This window comes from Streptomyces sp. CRN 30 (assembly GCF_034105845.1).
The window spans coordinates 1-16,424 of record NZ_JAVRHI010000390.1 but is presented as its reverse complement, the minus strand read 5'-3'; the positions used below and the strand labels follow the sequence as shown (position 1 = coordinate 16,424).

Genomic DNA, 16,424 nt, shown 5'->3' with positions numbered 1-16,424 from the left:
CGGTCCCCCCGGGACCGGAACCGGCCCCGAGCCCGGAACCCGGACCGCCGCTGCGCTGAGGCGATCCCCACGACGCGAGTGGCCCCGCCGGTTCGACCGGCGGGGCCATACGCGTGTCAGAGGGCCGGGGCTCAGCCCGCCACCTCCGACCTGTCCCCGCCCCACAGCGTGTGGAACGTGCCCTCCCGGTCGGTCCGCCGGTACGTGTGCGCCCCGAAGAAGTCCCGCTGGCCCTGGGTCAGCGCGGCCGGCAGCCGCTCGGCGCGCAGGGCGTCGTAGTAGGCGAGGGCCGCGGCGAAGCCCGGCGCCGGCACGCCTTGCCGGGTCGCGGCGATCAGGACCTCCCGCCAGTCGTCCTGCGCCTCGGCGATCTCCCGCGCGAACGTGTCGTCCGACAGCAGGCTCGGCAGGTCCGGCCGGGCGTCGTACGCGGCGCGGATACGGTCCAGGAACGCCGCGCGGATGATGCAGCCGCCCCGCCAGATCGCCGACACGGCGCCCAGGTCGATGTCCCAGCCGTACTCCTCGCTGCCCGCCGCGATCTCGTGGAAGCCCTGCGTGTAGGAGACGATCTTCGACGCGTACAGCGCCTGCTCGACCCGGTCGGCGAAGGCCGCCGCCTCCGCCTCCGACAGCGGCGACGCCGTGGGACCGGCCAGGTGCCTCGACGCCTCCCGCAGCGCCGCGTGCCCGGACAGCGAGCGGGCGAACACCGCCTCCGCGATGCCGGAGACCGGAACGCCCAGGTCGAGGGCGATCTGCACGGTCCAGCGGCCGGTGCCCTTCTGCTCCGCCTGGTCGACCACCACGTCGACGAACGGCTCACCGGTCGCCTCGTCCACGTGCGCGAGCACCTCGGCGGTGATCTCGATCAGGTACGAGTCGAGCCGGCCCGTGTTCCAGGTGCGGAAGATCTCCGCGATCTGCGCGGGGGAGTACCCGGCGACGTCCCGCAGCAACTGGTAGGCCTCGCCGATCAGCTGCATGTCGGCGTACTCGATGCCGTTGTGCACCATCTTCACGAAGTGGCCCGCGCCGTCCGGGCCGACGTGCGTCACGCACGGCGCGCCGTCCGCCGCCTTCGCCGAGATCTTCTCCAGCATCGGACCCAGCGAGTCGTACGACTCCGCCGGACCGCCCGGCATGATGCTCGGGCCGTTAAGCGCGCCCTCCTCGCCGCCCGAGACGCCCATGCCGACGAAGTGGATGCCCTGCTCGCGCAGCTCGCGCTCGCGGCGCCGGGTGTCCGCGAAGTGCGCGTTGCCGCCGTCGATGATCATGTCACCCGGCTCCAGGAGCGGCGCGAACTCCTGGATCACCGCGTCGGTCGGGTCCCCGGCCTTCACCATGACCACGAGCCGCCGCGGACGCTCCAGCGCCGCCACGAACTCCTTCGCGGTCTCCGTGGCGACGAACGTGCCCTCGTCCCCGAACTCGTCCACCAGCGCGTGTGTCTTCGACGCGGTCCGGTTGTGCAACGCCACCGTGTACCCGTTGCGGGCGAAGTTCCGGGCGAGGTTGCGGCCCATGACCGCGAGACCCGTGACGCCGATCTGCGCTGTAGTGCTCATGTGCGTTGGCTCCTAGTGACCTGGGTGTCTGTGGTGCCGGTCGTGCTCGCCAGCCTACGGCCGCCCGACCATCCTGACGTGCCGGTACCCCTGCCGCACGTCCGGGACCGACGTACACCGATACGCACGGCGGGGGCCCCACGCCTCAACCGGCACGCGTGTCATCCGGCCAACGAGCGCCGGTTCTGCGCCACTTCGCCGCAACGCGCGGGCGAGAGCCGTATTGTCATGGCTCGATCGCAGCGCTTACCTTTGCCGCTCCATGACCCAGCTCCTGACCCAGTGTCGAGGGGGACCTCCATGGCCGTACGCGGCCGGCACCGCCGGTATCAGCCGAACAGGATCAACCGCGCCTCGCTGACGGTCACCGCGGGCGGGGCCGGGATGGCGCTCCCGCTCATCGGCACCGGCACCGTGCACGCGGCCGACGTCGAGACCTGGGAGAAGGTCGCCGCCTGCGAGTCGACCGGCGACTGGGACATCAACACGGGCAACGGTTTCTACGGCGGCCTGCAGTTCACCCAGTCCACCTGGGAGGCGTTCGGCGGCACGCGGTACGCGCCGCGCGCGGACCTGGCCACCAGGGACCAGCAGATCGCCGTGGCGGAGAAGGTCCTGGACGGACAGGGCCCCGGTGCCTGGCCGGTCTGCTCGTCCCGCGCCGGGCTGACCCGCGGTAGCGACGCCCCCGACATCCACCCGGCGGGCGGCAGCGGCAAGAGCGCTGCGGCGAAGAAGGACACGAAGAAGGACACGAAGGACACGAAGGGCACGGAGAACGGCGGGAGCGGTGAGAAGAAGGCATCGACGGCCGCCGAGGAGGCCGCGGCCGACGTCCAGCCGCAGACGACCCCGCAGTCCCGGGCCGGCCGGTCCCGGATGTACACCGTCATCTCCGGCGACACCCTCTCCGGCATCGCGGACGACCAGCGCGTACGCGGCGGCTGGGAGCGGCTCTACGCGGCCAACCGCGGCGAGGTCGGCGCCGACCCCGACATGATCCTGCCGGGCCAGCGGCTGTCGCTCACCGGCAAGGCTTCGAGCACGTCGCAGAGCAAGCAGCAGAGCAAGCAGCAGAGCAAGGCGGAGCGCAAGGACTCCTCGGCCAAGCAGCGGCAGGCCGAGAAGAAGTCGGAGAAGAAGACCGAGAAGAAGTCCGGCAGCGGGCATTCCATGGTCGCCCCCGTCGACGCGGGCACCGGTACGCCCTACCACCAGTCGGGTTCCTCCTGGTCACAGGGGTACCACACCGGTGTCGACTTCCCCGTGCCCACCGGCACGTCGGTGAAGTCCGTCGCCGCGGGCCGCGTGGTCAGCGCCGGCTGGGAGGGCTCCTTCGGCTACCAGGTGGTCGTCCGGCACGGTGACGGCCGGTACAGCCAGTACGCGCACCTGTCCGCGATCTCCGTGAAGGACGGGCAGAGCGTAGGCGCGGGCCAGCGCATCGGCCGCTCCGGGTCCACCGGCAACAGCACGGGCCCCCACCTCCACTTCGAGGTGCGGACCGGGCCCGGCTTCGGCACGGACGTGGACCCGCTGGCCTACCTGCGGGCCGGCGGCGTCACGATCTGACCCGCTCACGGTCCCGGCGGGGGACGGGCACCAGCGAGGCGCCGGACGGGACGCCCACGGCCGAAGGCACAGAAGACGTCGGCGGCACCGAAGGCACCGGCGGCACCGAACGCGCCGGCGGCACGGCCGTAGCCGCCGTGCCGCTCCCGCCGTCCTCCCGGCCGCTCGCGGAACCCTCCCGCTCCGTACGGGCGATACGCTCCGTCGTCAGCAGGATCAGGCCGCCCGCGGCCACCACGCCGCAGCCCAGGGCGAGCACCGTGCCCGCCGTGCCGTAGCGGAACGTCTCGCCGAACATCGTGATCCCGACGGCCGCGGCCACCACGGGATTCACCACGGTCAGCGTGGCCAGCGGCGCGGCCAGGCCCGCGCCCCGGTAGGACGCCTGGGAGAGCAGCATGCCCGCCGTGGCCAGCACGCCGATCACCGCCAGGGACGGCAGGTCGCCCGCCGACACCCCGCCCGCCCAGTCGACCGCGACGGTCTTGGTGAACACCGACGACATGCCGAAGGCGACACCGGACGCGGTCGCCAGCAGCGCGCTGCGCACCGCCGGGTGCCGGTGGGCGGCCCGCGCCGCGATCATCAGCGCCACCACCGCGCCCGCGGTCGCCAGGGCCACCGCCGTGCGCTCGGGCATGCTCAGGGAACGGGAGTCCGCCGAGCCGACCAGCGCCAGCAGACCCGCGAGGCCGACCGTCGCCATGATCGCGCCGCGCCAGGCCGTCGCGCCGGCCCTGCGCCGTACGAAGAGCGCCGCCATCGGCAGCGCGAACACGATGGTCAGCGCGCCCAGCGGCTGTACGAGGCTGAGCGGGCCGTAGGCGAGAGCGACCACGTGCAGCAGGCCGCCGAGTCCGTTCAGGGCGACCGCCGCCCACCAGCCGGGCCGGCGCATCGGCGCGTACTGCCGGTCGGGGCACGCCAGCGCGACCTGCTCCTGCACGATGGCCCCGCCCGCGTAGGCGACGGCGGACACGAGGGACAGCACCACGGACAGCGCGAGGGCGCTCATCGGCTGCTCCTCTGCGTGGGGCGACGGCCGGACCGGGTCGGTCCGGACCGGCACGGCGAACGGTCGGCTTCCATAACCAACACCATGCCGCGCGCGGAACTTCCCGTCGTCAGCCCTGAGCACTCATTGCGTCATACTGCCGATGGAGTACGGGCCCCGGATGTTCCTCCCCAGGGTGGGTATGCGGGCGGAGCGGACGGCCCGGTACTCCGTCGGAAGGCGGACGGGGAGGCCGGTCCGCCGCTCACCGTACCCGGCCTGCCGCACCCGGCCCCCGCTTGGTACTACTGACCCGGTGGACCCCGCCCCCGACCGCGCCCCCGCCCCCTCCGACCGGGACCTCGCCGCCCTCGCCGCCCTCGGCGGCTTCTTCGCGCTGCGCGCCCAGGGACCGCCGCCCCGGCCCCTGCCGGCCCTCGCGCACGCCTACGGCCGCGGCGGCCCCCGCGACGACGACCCCCTCACCCGCCGCGTCCGCCGGGTCGGCGACGCGCTGCGCGCGCCCGAACCGAGGGTCGCCGCCTCGGTGGCGCACCAGGGGCTCGCGGCCCGGCTGTGGTCGGTGGCCCTCGGCAGCGCCGCGCTGTACGGCGGGGTCCCCGACCTCGACCCGTCCCTGCTGCGCTGGGACCCCATGGCCTCCGCACCCGACGACCTGTGGCTGACCGAGGTGCGTCCGCTGCCCGGCGACGCGGCGACCGTCGCCCGGGTCGTCCTCGACGGCCACCTCGCGCCGCTGGCGGCGGCGCTGCGCGCCCGGTACCGGATCGCGGAGGGCCTGCTGTGGGGCAACGCGGCCTCGGCCCTGGCGGCGACCGCCCGCGAGCTCACCCGGTGGTCCCGTGAGCGGGACCGCCCGCACACCGCCGCGCGGACCCGCGCCCTCGCCGCGGAACTCCTCACCCACCCCCGCCTCACCGGAGCGGCGACCACCACCCCCGCCTTCCGGCGCCGCAGTTGCTGCCTCTACTACCGCGTCCCCGGCGGCGGCCTCTGCGGCGACTGCTGCTTCACCCGGCCGCCCCGCCCCCCGGCCACCGCCCCACGCGGGAACCCCCCGCACTCTTCCCCCCGGGCCCCCGCTGGGTGACCATAGGGAGCCAGCCGCCGAGACAGGAGGTTCCGGGGTGCGTGTAGGTCTGCTGACCCGGGAGTACCCCCCGGACGTGTACGGCGGCGCCGGCGTCCACGTGGAGTTCCTCGCCCGGGAGCTGTCCGCCCTCGTCGATCTCGACGTGCACTGCTGGGGCGAGGCGTCCGGCGCCGACGGCTCGGGCGTCCTGCGCCACCGGCCCTGGTCCGCGCTGGACGGAGCCAACGACGCGCTGCGCACCCTCTCCGTGGACCTCGCGATGGCCGACGCCCTCTCCGCCGCCGAACTGGTCCACTCCCACACCTGGTACGCCAACATGGGCGGCCACCTCGCCAAGCTGCTGCACGGCGTCCCGCACGTCATGACCGCCCACTCCCTGGAGCCGCTGCGCCCCTGGAAGGCCGAGCAACTGGGCGGCGGCTACGCCCTGTCGGGCTGGGCCGAGCGCACCGCCGTGGAGTCCGCGGACGCGGTGATCGCCGTCTCCGGCGCGATGCGCGACGACATCCTCGCCTGCTACCCGGCGCTGGAGCCCGACCGCGTGCACGTCGTGCACAACGGCATCGACACCCGCGTCTACCGGCCCGACCCGGCCACCGACGTCCTGGACCGCATCGGCGTGGACCGCTCCCGCCCGTACGTGCTCTTCGTCGGCCGCATCACCCGCCAGAAGGGCGTGCCCCACCTGCTGCGCGCGGTACGGGACATCGATCCGCGCGTCCAGGTCGTGCTGTGCGCCGGAGCGCCCGACACCCCGGAGATCGACCGGGAGTTCCGCGACCTGTTCGGCGAACTGGGCCGGGCCCGCGAGGGCGTGCACTGGATACCGCAGATGCTGCCCCGGCCCGAGGTCGTCCAACTCCTCACCCACGCCGCCGTGTTCGTCTGCCCGTCGGTCTACGAGCCGCTGGGCATCGTCAACCTGGAGGCGATGGCGTGCGGCACCCCCGTCGTCGCCTCGCGGGTCGGCGGCATCCCCGAGGTGGTGACGGACGGCGCGACGGGGGTACTCGTCGACGTGGACGACGCCTTCGAGGCGGGGCTCGCCCGAGCCCTGGACGAGGTCGTCGGCGACCCGGCCGGTGCCCGGCGGATGGGCGAGGCGGGACGGGAGCGGGCGGTGACCGAGTTCGGCTGGGACGCGGTCGCCCGCCGTACGGTCCGGCTCTACGAGGACGTGCTGAAACAGGCGTAGCGACGTGCTGAAACAGGCGTAGCGACGTGCCGAAGAGGCGCAGCGACGCGCCGGAACAGGCGTAGGCGGTCGGGCCCGGGGCAGAAGCGGGCCACACGGAGGGTGGAGGGGAGCGGCCATGCGTCGTGGAGGTCCTTCGGTGCTCGGCATCGTCCTGGCGGGCGGAGAGGGCAAGCGGCTGATGCCGCTGACCGCGGACCGCGCCAAACCGGCGGTGACGTTCGGGGGCACGTACCGGCTGGTCGACTTCGTGCTCTCCAACCTGGTCAACGGCGACATCCTGCGCGTCTGCGTGCTCACGCAGTACAAGTCGCACTCGCTGGACCGGCACGTCACCACCACCTGGCGGATGTCCAGCCTGCTCGGCAACTACGTCACCCCGGTCCCGGCCCAGCAGCGCCTCGGGCCCCGCTGGTACCTCGGCAGCGCCGACGCCATCCTGCAGTCGCTCAACCTCGTCCACGACGAACAGCCCGAGTACGTCGCGGTGTTCGGCGCCGACCACGTGTACCGCATGGACCCGCGCCAGATGATCGCCCAGCACATCGAGTCCGGCGCGGGCGCCACCGTGGCCGGCATCCGGGTGCCGCGCGCCGAGTCCTCGTCGTTCGGCGTGATCACCCCGGGCAGCGACGGGCGGACCGTGGAGAGCTTCCTGGAGAAGCCCGTCGACCCCCCGGGGCTGGTCGACGACCCGCAGTGCGTGTTCGCCTCGATGGGCAACTACGTCTTCACCACCAAGGCCCTCATCGACGCGCTGAACCGGGACGCCGAGGACGACAACTCCGTGCACGACATGGGCGGTTCGATCCTGCCCCAGCTCACCGACCGGGGCGAGGCGGCGCTGTACGACTTCAGCGCCAACCACGTGCCGGGGGAGACCATGCGCGACCAGGGGTACTGGCGCGACGTGGGCACCCTCGACGCCTACTACGACGCCCACATGGACCTGATCGCCGAGCGCCCCGCCTTCAACCTCTACAACCGGCAGTGGCCGATCTACACCTCCTCCGGGCAGCTCTCGCCCGCGCGGTTCAACGCCGGCGGCATCGCGAGCGAGTCGATCATCAGCGCGGGGTGTCTGATCCGGGGACAGGTGACCCGGTCGGTGCTGTCGCCGGGGGTCGTGGTCGACCCGGGCGCGGTGGTGCAGGGCTCGGTGCTCCACGACAACGTGCACATCGGCCGGGGCGCGGTGGTGCGCGGCGCGGTGCTGGACAAGAACGTCCAGGTGCCGCCGGGCGCGACGATCGGCGTCAACCCCGAGCGGGACGCCGAGCTGTACACGGTCTCCAAGGCCGGGGTGATCGCCCTGGGCAAGGGCCAGCGGGTCCCGTGAGCCGCGCCCCCGAGTGACCGACTCCGGCCGGGCAGTCCCGTGCGCTGCCCGGCCGGTGCACCGCGCGCCGTCCCGGTCGGTCGGGCCGGCGCGCGGGCGCGACCCGGGTACCACGCGCCCCGGAACCCATGTCTTGTCATGTCCCTGGACGTCAAACGGAATCCGTGTTGTCATGCGTCTGTCGTGTCTGCCGTTACATCGATGTAATGAAGTACCTCGATGTGCCGAGGGAAGACCCGACAGACCTCGGAGAACCCGGAAAACCTCGAAGGAGAGGATCCGTGCGCATCAGACGACTCAGAGACCGTCTGGCCCTGCTGCTCGCGGCGGCGCTCGGCGTCGGCGGACTCGCCGCCGTCCCCGCCGCGGGAGCGGCCGCCGCCCCCGACGCCACCGCCCGCGCCGCCGCGGAGATCCAGGGCCTCAAGGGTGAGTACTACACCCAGTCCGCACCCGGCGCCTTCGACTTCGACCGGCTGAAGGCCACCGGCTTCGACCCGCGGCTCGACTTCGACAACCTGGAGTCGCGCCTGAAGTTCGCCACCGGACAGTCCGACGACGTCAGCGTCCGCTGGACCGGACGGCTGGTCCCCGAGGAGACCGGCCCGCACACCTTCTCCGTCATCGGCGACAACGGCTTCCGCCTGTGGATCGGCGGCCGGCTCGCCATCGACCACTGGGTCGACGACTGGGACAAGGAACAGACCGCCGAGCCGATCGAGCTGACGGCGGGGGAGTCGTACGACATCAAGCTGGAGTACTTCGAGCACTACGGCGGCTCCAACCTGCATCTGCGCTGGACCGAGCCCGGCGGAGCCAAGGAGGCCGTCCCGCAGTCCGCGTTCCGGCTGCCCGAGGGCTTCGACTACGACGGGGCGACCTCCGCCGAGGTCCAGGCCACCGGCCGCACCCTCAAGCTGGGCTTCGCCCACCCGCTCACCGCGCCCCCGGCCGGCTTCACCGACCACCTCGAAGCGGTGATCGGCGGCGCCACCTGGCCGCTGGGCGAGGCCCGGACCGACCCCGCGGACCCGGCCGCCCTCCTCGTCGCCCTCGACGAACCGGTCGTCGGTGACAGGACCGGCACGGCGCCGGGCACCGCCGACATCCGCTACGACGGTGAGGGTGGCCTGACGACAGCCGATGGCAACGTTGTCAACGCCTTCTGGGCGAGCGGCACCAACCGCTCCACCTACGAGCTGCGCACCGAGTGGGCCGACGAGGTCGGACCGGACAACGCGCTGCCCGAGTACCCGCGCCCGCAGCTCACCCGGGACGCGTGGCAGAGCCTCAACGGGCGCTGGCAGTTCGCCGCCGCCGAGGCCGGCGAGCAGCCGCCCGTCGGCGAGGACCTCGCGGAGCGCGTCCTGGTCCCGTACCCGGTGGAGTCCCAGCTCTCCGGCCTGGAACGGCACGAGGACCGCATGTGGTACCGCCGCACCTTCACCGTGCCGAAGAACTGGGACATCGGCTCCGGCAAGCGCCTGAAGCTCAACTTCGGCGCCGTCGACTGGCAGTCCGAGGTCTACGTCAACGGCGTGAAGGTCGCCGGCCACAAGGGCGGCTACGACAAGTTCGGCGCCGACATCACCGACGCGCTGAAGCCCGGCCGCACTCAGGAGCTGATCGTCGGCGTCTACGACCCGACCGACGCCGCCGACGGCGAGAACCCGCCGCTCGGCAAGCAGCGCCTGGACCCGAGCGGCATCTGGTACACCCCGTCCTCCGGCATCTGGCAGACGGTGTGGATGGAGCCGGTCGCCGCCGACCACGTCGACACCCTCAAGCTCACCCCCGATGTCGACGCCTCCACCCTGACCGTCGAACCCCAGGGCGTACGCGCCGGTGTGAAGGTCACCGCCACCGCCTACCAGGGCAAGCGCAAGGTCGCCACGGCCACCGGCCGCACCGGCACCCCGCTCACCCTCAGGATCACCGACCCACGCCTGTGGTCGCCCGACGACCCCTTCCTCTACGACCTCGACGTCACCGTCGGCAAGGACCGCGTCGGCAGCTACTTCGGTATGCGCTCCGTCTCCGTGGAGAAGGTGAACGGCACCCCGCGCACCCTCCTCAACGGCGAGCCGGTCTTCCTGATGGCCACCCTCGACCAGGGGTTCTGGCCCGACGGCCTGCACACCGCGCCCACCGACGAGGCCCTCGCGTCCGACCTGAAGGCGCACAAGGAGATGGGCTTCAACTCGGTCCGCAAGCACATCAAGGTCGAGCCCGACCGCTGGTTCTACTGGGCGGACAGACTGGGCCTGCTGGTCTGGCAGGACATGCCGGCCATGACGGCGGGCAAGACCCCCTCCACCGCCGCCCGCGCCGAGTACGAGCGCGAGATGAAGGAGATCATCGACGAGCACATCAGCAGCCCGTCGGTCATCATGTGGGTCACCTTCAACGAGGGCTGGGGCCAGTACGACATCGGCCGGATCGCCGAGCAGGCCAAGTCCTGGGACACCACCCGCCTGGTCAACAACCAGTCCGGGCTCAACCTCGGCGCGGACGGAGGGGCCGGCGACATCATGGACGAGCACGGCTACCCCAGCCCCGCCCTGCCGCCGTCCCCGGACGGTGAACGGGCCCTCGTCAGCGGCGAGTACGGCGGCCTCGGCCTCGCGGTCCCGGGCCACGCCTGGTCCGTCCAGCAGTCCTACGTCGACGTCGACCCGGCGACGTACACCGACGACTACCTCACCAAGCTCGACGAGGTCCACGCCCTGGCCTGCGAGGGCGGCAACGGAGCCGTCTACACCCAGATCACGGACGTCGAGGGCGAGCTGAACGGCCTGCTGACCTACGACCGCAAGGTGGTCAAGCCCGATGTGCAACGCCTGCGGGCGGCCCATGAGCAGCTGATAGCCGACATCTCCCGGCCGACCCCCGCCGGCTGCGCCTGACGGAACGACGAAACGCCGGGTGCGGTGACGTCCCTGAGGGGCGCGGGGAACTGCGCGACCAGCCCCCACGGCCCCGCACCCGGCACCGAAGCTGGAGGCACCCCCTATGAGATGGACCCACCGACTGCGCGGCGCGGCGGCGATCGCCGCCCTGCTCGGCACCGCCCTCGCCGGCCCCTCCGCCCACGCGGTGACCCCCCTTGACGGCCGGTTGACCGACCTGGTCAACCCCTTCATCGGCACGGAGAACGAGGGCAACACCTACCCCGGCGCCGCCGTCCCCTTCGGCATGGTGCAGCTCTCCCCGGACACCGGCCACAACGTCGGCTACGACTACTCCGACGACCACGTCAGGGGCTTCTCCCTGGTCCACCTCTCCGGTGTGGGCTGCGGCCTCGGCGGCGACCTCCCGGTCCTGCCGACCACCGGTGACGTCACCGAGACGGACTACACCGAGTACGCCGCCGGATTCAGCCACGACGACGAGTCCGCGAGCCCCGGCTACTACCGCGTCGGCCTGGACTCCGGCATCGAGGCCGAACTGACGGCCACGGCGCGCACCGGCGTGCAGCGCTACACCTTCCCCGCCACCGACAAGGCCAACGTGCTGCTCAACGCCGGCCAGTCGCTGCACCGGACGGTGGCCACGAAGGTCGAGATCCTCGACAGCCGCACCGTGCGCACCAGCATCACCGGCAGCGGCTTCTGCCAGGACACCGAGCCGTACACCGTCCACACCCTCACCCGGTTCGACCGGCCGTTCACCGCGTACGGCACCTGGGAGGACTCCACCGTCACCGCCGGCGCGAAGACCGGCACCGACGGCGCCTACCTGCGCTTCGACACCACGGAGGACCGCACCGTCGAGGCGACCACCAGCCTCAGCTACGTCGACGCGCGCGGCGCCGCGCTCAACCTCCGCGCCGAGGGCGGCCGTTCCTTCGACGCCGTCCACCGTGCGGCCGAGCGCACCTGGGAGGACCGCCTCGACGACGTCCGCGTCCGGGGCGGCGACGACACCCTGCGCCGCACCTTCTACTCGTCCCTGTACCGGTCCTTCCTCGCGCCGAACACCGGCAGCGACGTGGACGGCCGCTACACCGGCTGGGACCAGGAGATCCACCGCGCCGAGGGCTTCACGTACTACCAGAACTGGTCGCTGTGGGACACCTACCGCACCCAGTCCCAGCTGCTGTCGCTGCTCGCGCCCCGCGAGGCCCGCGACATGGCGATCTCCGTGCTGCTGATCGACGAGGAGAGCGGCTGGCTGCCCAAGTGGGGCTACGGCACCGTCGAGACCAACATCATGACCGGCGACCCGGTCACCCCCTTCCTCACCAACGCCTATCAGCAGGGGCTGCTGAAGGGCTATGAGGAGCGGGTGTACGAGGCGCTCAAGAAGAACGCCGACGGGGTGCCGCCCGCCGGCTCACCGGCCGTCGGCCGGGAGGCCAACCGGGAGTACCTCGCCGAAGGCTACGCCCCGTACGTCAAGGGCCGCCCGCACGCCAAGCCCGGCGACTCCGACTACGACCACGGCGCCTCCGCCACCCTTGAGTACGCCCTGTCCGACGCGATGCTCGCGCGGATGGCACGCGACCTCGGCCACGACGAGGACGCCGAGCGGTACGCCGCCCGCGCGCGGAACTACCGCACCGTCTTCGACGCCTCGACCGGCTTCTTCCGCGCCCGCGACGCCTCCGGCGCCTTCACCGGGCCCGCCGACCCGGCGCAGAGCGAGGGGTTCCACGAGGGCACCGCCTGGCAGTACCAGTGGCTCGTCCCGCAGGACCTGCCCGGCATGATCGACCTGATCGGCGGCACCGGCGCCGCGAACGAGCGCCTCGACTCGTTCTTCGCCTACGAGCAGCTGCTGGCAGACCCGGCGGGCACCGCCCGCGAGGTGTGGGTCAACGGGCCGTACGACTACTACAACGCCGACAAGTACAACCCGCAGAACGAACCCGACCTCATCGCCCCGTACACCTACCTCTCCACCGGGCAGCCCTGGAAGACCACCGACGTGGTGCACGCGGCGCTGACCCTCTTCACCGACACCCCGACCGGTATGACCGGCAACGACGACCTCGGCACCATGTCCGCCTGGAACGTCCTGTCCTCGATCGGGATCTTCCCGATCCAGCCCGGCTACGACACCTGGGGCCTGTCCACGCCCGTCTTCGACCGGGTCGACCTGACCCTGGACCGCCGGTACTACCCGCGCGGCGCCCTGACCGTCACGGCGCCCGGCACCTCGGACACCGACCGCTATGTGCAGTCGGCCCGCACCGACGGCACGGCGTACGCGCGGACCTGGCTGACCACCGACGCGCTGCGCTCGACGCGCTCGCTCGCGTTCACGGTCGGCCCGCAGCCGTCCGGGTGGGGAACCTCACCACAGGCGGCGCCACCTGCGCTGACGTAATCACAGGCGCCACAGGAGTCCCGCCCCTTCCCCGAGGGGCGGGACGTAATGCGTTGTTAACTGTGCGTAGCTTGATCGTACTTGACCGTAATCGTCGGGGAGCGATTGACTGCTTGTCTCCACTGCCGTCATCGATGCGAGGCAAGCCCTTGACTTCCGACCTGCTCGCTCCCCTCGATCTGGCGTTCTGGAACATCGAGACCGCCGAGCACCCCATGCACCTCGGGGCGCTCGGCGTCTTCACGGCCCACTCACCCACCGCCGGCGCCCACGCCGCCGACCTGCTCGCCTCGCGCGCGGCCGGCGTCCCCGGCCTGCGGATGCGCATCCGGGACGTGTGGCAGCCGCCGCTCGCGCTGCGCCGCCCGTTCTCCTTCGGCGGCGCCGCCCGCGTACCGGCCCCCGGCTTCGACCCCCTCGACCACGTACGGCTGCACGCCCCGACCCGCGACTTCCACGCCGTCGCCGGCCGGCTCATGCAGCGCCCGCTGGTCCGCGAGCGCCCGCCGTGGGAGGCCCACGTGCTGCCGGGCGAGGACGGCACCTCCTTCGCCGTGCTGTTCAAGTTCCACCACGCCCTCGCCGACGGACTCAGGGCCCTGACGCTGGCCGCCGCCGTCCTCGACCCGATCGACATGCCCGCGCCCCGGTCCCGGCCCGCGCCACCCCGCCGCGGACTCCTGCCCGACGTGCGCAGGCTGCCGGGAGCGGTGCGCGGCGCCGTCTCCGACGCGGGCCGCGCCGTCGGCATCGGCGCCTCCGTCGCCCTCTCCGGCCTCGACGTGCGCTCCTCCTCCGCGCTGGCCGCCGAAGCCTCCGGCACCCGCCGCACCGCCGGTGTCGTGCTCGACCTCGACGACGTGCACCGGGTCCGCAAGGCCGCCGGCGGCACCGTCAACGACGTACTGATCGCGATCGTCGCGGGCGCCCTGCGCCGCTGGCTGGACGAGCGCGGCGACGGCAGCGCGGGGGTCGCGCCCCGCGCCCTCATCCCCGTCTCCCAGCGCCGCCCGCGCTCCGCCCACCCGCAGGGCAACCGGCTCTCCGGCTATCTGATACGGCTCCCCGTCTGCGACGCCGACCCGCTCTCCCGGCTCGGCTCGGTGCGCACCGCCATGGACCGCAACAAGGACGCCGGGCCCGCCCGGGGCGCCGGCGCCGTCGCGCTCCTCGCCGACCACGTCCCGGCGCTCGGCCACCGGCTCGGCGGCCCCCTGGTGAGCCAGGCCGCGCGGCTCTGGTTCGACATCCTGGTCACCAGCGTGCCCCTGCCCAGCCTCGGCCTGCGGCTCGGCGGTCACCCGCTCACCGAGATCTGTCCGTTCGCGCCGCTGGCCCGCGGCCACGCACTCGCCGTCGCGGTCTCGACGTACCGGGGGCGGGTCCACTACGGACTGGTCGCGGACGCCGAGGCCGTACCGGACCTCGACCGGTTCGCCCGCGCGGTGACCGAGGAGGTGGCGGCGCTGATCGCGGCCTGCGGCCCCTGAACCGCCGGGTTTGGCGGCCGGTCCCCCCGCTCGCGTAAAATCCACGCTTCGAAAGCGGACGCGAGTCGGAGCGCCGCGAGCAGACCAGGGAACGGCAGCGGCGATGACGGTGACACAGGACGGTTCGGCGACCACGGACGGGGCGCTCGCACCCGCGTACGGTCCCGGCATCGACCCCGAGCGGCTCGCCGTCTGCCTCGGCGTGCTGGAGGAACTCGACGGGCTGGAGGTCGACCACCCGGACGCGATCCTGGTGCGCCGGGCCACCGCGGCGATCTACCGCACGGTAAAGCAGCGCCGCCGCCAGGAGCGCCGGGCCGCCAAGACCGCCCACGACAAGGCGGTCACCGAGGCCACCGCCACCGGCTCGGCCGAGCGCATCGACGACGAGACCGAGGGGCTGCTGCCCTCCTCCCGCACGGAGGAGGGCACCATCGCGGGGATACTCCAGCGCCCCCGCTCCTGCTACACCTGCAAGCAGCGCTACGTCCAGGTCGATTACTTCTACCACCAGCTCTGCCCCTCGTGCGCCGCCGAGAACCGGATGCGGCGCGACGCCCGCGCCGACCTCACCGGCAAGCGCGCCCTGCTCACCGGCGGCCGCGCGAAGATCGGCATGTACATCGCGCTGCGGCTGCTGCGCGACGGCGCCCACACCACCATCACCACCCGGTTCCCCAAGGACGCCGTCCGCCGCTTCAAGGCCATGGACGACTCCGCGGACTGGATCCACCGCCTGGAGGTCGTCGGCATCGACCTGCGCGACCCCGCCCAGGTCGTCGCGCTGGGCGAGCGGGTGACCGCCGCGGGACCGCTCGACATCCTGATCAACAACGCCACCCAGACCGTGCGCCGGCTGCCCTCCGCCTACGCGGCGCTCGTCGAGGGCGAGAGCGCCCCCCTGCCCGCCGGTGAACTGCCCGCCCGGCACGTCATCGGCGCCTTCGACTCCGGCTCGGTCGACGGACTGACCGCGCTGCCCGCCGGGGTCAGCGGTCTCGACGCGCAGGCGGTGGCCGACCTGGCGCTCGTCGGCGGCAACGCCAGCGTCGTCCGGCACCGCGACGGCACCGCCATCGACGCGGGCGGCCTGGTCCCCGACGTCGTCGACACCAACACCTGGGTGCAGACCATCGAGCAGATCTCCCCGGTGGAGCTGCTCGAGACCCAGCTGTGCAACTACACGGCGCCGTTCATCCTGATCAGCGCCCTGCGCCCGGCGATGGCCGAGGCCGCCCGCAAGGCCGTCTCGGGCCGCGCCTACGTCGTCAACGTCTCCGCGATGGAGGGGGTGTTCGGCCGCGGCTACAAGGGCGCGGGCCACCCCAACACCAACGCCGCCAAGGCGGCCATGAACATGGTGACGCGGACCAGCGCCCAGGAGATGTTCGAGGCCGACCGCATCCTGATGACCTCGGTCGACACCGGCTGGATCACCGACGAACGCCCCCACTACGACAAGCTGCGCCTCGCCGAGGAGGGTTTCCACGCCCCGCTCGACCTGGTCGACGGAGCGGCCCGCGTATACGACCCGGTCGTGCGCGGCGAGGCGGGCGAGGACCTGTACGGCGTCTTCATGAAGGACTACGCGCCCGGCAAGTGGTGAGCCCCCGCGGCGCGCGGCCGGCCGCCGGAACCCGTCCGCGCGCCGCGCGCCGCCACCAGTTCGAGGACCGTGCGCCAGTCCTCCGGGACCCCGGCGTCGAAGACGGCGGTACGGGCCTCCTCCGCCGCCTCCCGCAGCCGGCGCACGTCGTCGTCCACGGCGCCCGGCGCGTGCCGGCCGGCGACGAGCCGGGCGACCCGGTCGCCGAGCAG

General features: G+C 72.9%; 10 protein-coding genes and 1 pseudogene. 8 read left to right on the top strand and 3 right to left on the bottom strand.

Going from position 1 to position 16,424, the window contains the following annotated elements:
• Positions 1-131 precede the first annotated feature (131 nt).
• The gene (gndA, locus tag UW392_RS42075) at positions 132-1,571 is read right to left on the bottom strand and encodes an NADP-dependent phosphogluconate dehydrogenase (protein WP_320780564.1); all 1,440 of its coding nucleotides are present in this window, start codon (positions 1,569-1,571) and stop codon (positions 132-134) included.
• Between the two features lie 300 nt (positions 1,572-1,871).
• On the opposite strand from gndA, the gene UW392_RS42070 reads away from it, so the two are divergent.
• The gene (locus UW392_RS42070) at positions 1,872-3,143 is read left to right on the top strand and encodes a transglycosylase family protein (RefSeq protein ID WP_320780563.1); all 1,272 of its coding nucleotides are present in this window, start codon (positions 1,872-1,874) and stop codon (positions 3,141-3,143) included.
• On the opposite strand, the gene UW392_RS42065 is transcribed toward UW392_RS42070, so the two are convergent.
• Complete coding sequence (locus UW392_RS42065; protein ID WP_320780562.1) at positions 3,133-4,158, bottom strand: DMT family transporter; 1,026 nt, start codon at positions 4,156-4,158, stop codon at positions 3,133-3,135. The genes UW392_RS42070 and UW392_RS42065 overlap by 11 nt on opposite strands.
• A gap of 295 nt (positions 4,159-4,453) precedes the next feature.
• Between UW392_RS42065 and UW392_RS42060 the strand changes: the two genes are divergently transcribed.
• From UW392_RS42060 to UW392_RS42030, 7 genes are all read left to right on the top strand, one after another.
• The gene (locus UW392_RS42060) at positions 4,454-5,248 is read left to right on the top strand and encodes a (2Fe-2S)-binding protein (RefSeq protein ID WP_320780561.1); all 795 of its coding nucleotides are present in this window, start codon (positions 4,454-4,456) and stop codon (positions 5,246-5,248) included.
• 37 nt (positions 5,249-5,285) lie between these two features.
• Positions 5,286-6,446: a glycogen synthase gene (gene glgA / locus UW392_RS42055; RefSeq protein WP_320780560.1), complete on the top strand. Its 1,161-nt coding sequence runs from the start codon at positions 5,286-5,288 to the stop codon at positions 6,444-6,446.
• A 118-nt stretch (positions 6,447-6,564) separates the two neighbouring features.
• The gene (glgC, locus tag UW392_RS42050) at positions 6,565-7,785 is read left to right on the top strand and encodes a glucose-1-phosphate adenylyltransferase (RefSeq protein ID WP_320780559.1); all 1,221 of its coding nucleotides are present in this window, start codon (positions 6,565-6,567) and stop codon (positions 7,783-7,785) included.
• 281 nt (positions 7,786-8,066) lie between these two features.
• A complete protein-coding gene (locus tag UW392_RS42045; protein WP_320780558.1) occupies positions 8,067-10,691 on the top strand; it encodes a PA14 domain-containing protein in 2,625 nt (874 codons plus the stop codon).
• Positions 10,692-10,797: 106 nt separating this feature from the next.
• Positions 10,798-13,116 (top strand): GH92 family glycosyl hydrolase, encoded by a 2,319-nt coding sequence (locus UW392_RS42040; protein WP_320780557.1) that lies wholly within the window; start codon positions 10,798-10,800, stop codon positions 13,114-13,116.
• Between the two features lie 149 nt (positions 13,117-13,265).
• Positions 13,266-14,606, top strand: a complete 1,341-nt coding sequence (locus UW392_RS42035; protein ID WP_320780556.1) for a wax ester/triacylglycerol synthase family O-acyltransferase — start codon at positions 13,266-13,268, stop codon at positions 14,604-14,606.
• 103 nt (positions 14,607-14,709) lie between these two features.
• Positions 14,710-16,212, top strand: coding sequence for an SDR family NAD(P)-dependent oxidoreductase (locus tag UW392_RS42030; RefSeq protein ID WP_320780555.1), 1,503 nt, complete (start codon positions 14,710-14,712; stop codon positions 16,210-16,212).
• On the opposite strand, the pseudogene UW392_RS42025 reads toward UW392_RS42030, so the two are convergent.
• Positions 16,191-16,424 (bottom strand): annotated as a pseudogene (locus UW392_RS42025) (hypothetical protein); the annotation flags it as partial. The gene UW392_RS42030 and the pseudogene UW392_RS42025 overlap by 22 nt on opposite strands.